Here is a 1,179-nt window from a genome sequence, read left to right as displayed (position 1 = left end):
GGAGGGGGTGAACCGAAGCCTCAGCTCACGCCAAATTTCAGCAGCTTGATCGCGTCAAAGTCCGCAACCCCACCGCCCACGCGCTTGGTCGTGTAGAACAGCACATAGGGCTTGCTCGAATAGGGATCGCGCAACACGTTCACCCCCTGACGATCAACAATCAGATACCCGCGCCGGAAGTCACCAAACGCCACCGACAGCGAATTGGCCCCGATGTTCGGCATATCCTCCGCCTCAACCAGCGGAAAGCCCATGAAGCTGGCGCGACCATCTGCCGTCGCCGACGGCTGCCAGAGATAATTGCCGTCGGCGTCCTTGAGCTTTCGCAGCGCTCCCTGCGTCTTGCGGTTCATCACCCAGTTCGCATTTTGGCGATAGCCGGCCTTCAGCGCATAGACGAGATCAATCAGCACATCGCTGCCATTGCTCGCCGGTAGCGCGCCCGAAGTCCCCGTCGCCACGTAACCCAGGTTCCCCCAGCTCCAGCTCGATTCCGCCACCGTGGTCGAAGCCAGAAAACCCTTGGGCTTATTGGTGCCATCGCCACTGACAAAAGCCGTCGTCTCCTGCGCCGCAAAAGCCGCATTGACCTCGTCGGCAATCCACTGGCCGACATCCACCGCCGCATCGTCGAGAAAGGCCGTGGTCGCCGCCGGCATGGCATAGAGCTCGGTCGTCGGATAGCTCAGCTCCGCCAGCGTCTGGCTTGTGGTGGTCGGACGGCTCGCCGCCTCGCCCACCCAGCCCGTCTGCGGCCCCGTCAAAGTGATCGGGCGCTTATAGACCGAGGCCGAAACCTGGCGCACACCGGCAATGGCGCGGATCGGCGAAATGCCCGTCATCAGACGGGTAATTTCCGTCTCGACCTCGGCCGGCACCACATAACCGCCATCGGCGCCGACGCCGACTTGCAGCGCCTTTTCCTCGCCGCGCTTCACATAGGCCGAAAAGGCCTCCTTATATTCGCCATTGGGCACGGCGCCCTTGCCCTCAAGCGCTGGGCGAGCACGCTCGGCACTGACGCGATCGAGCGCCGCCTTATGCCCATCGAGCACGGCATTGAGGCGCTCCAACTTACCCTCAAGCAGGCCATCGGCCGAACCGCGCTTCTCGATCTCGCCGAGGCGCTGGTCATTGGTGCGCTTGAATTCCTCGAACGCGGAAGAAAATTCGCTGAAC

Annotated in this window: 1 protein-coding gene; it reads right to left on the bottom strand. The window is 62.6% G+C overall.

The window, feature by feature from the left end; all coding sequences use genetic code 11:
• Positions 1–20: 20 nt before the first annotated feature.
• A partial coding sequence (locus tag J0I64_RS15390; RefSeq protein ID WP_291409808.1) for a phage major capsid protein occupies positions 21–1,179 on the bottom strand: 1,159 nt, incomplete at its 5' end.

This window comes from Devosia sp. (assembly GCF_017307565.1).
Lineage (GTDB): Bacteria > Pseudomonadota > Alphaproteobacteria > Rhizobiales > Devosiaceae > Devosia.
This window is presented reverse-complemented; position numbering and strand designations above follow the sequence as displayed.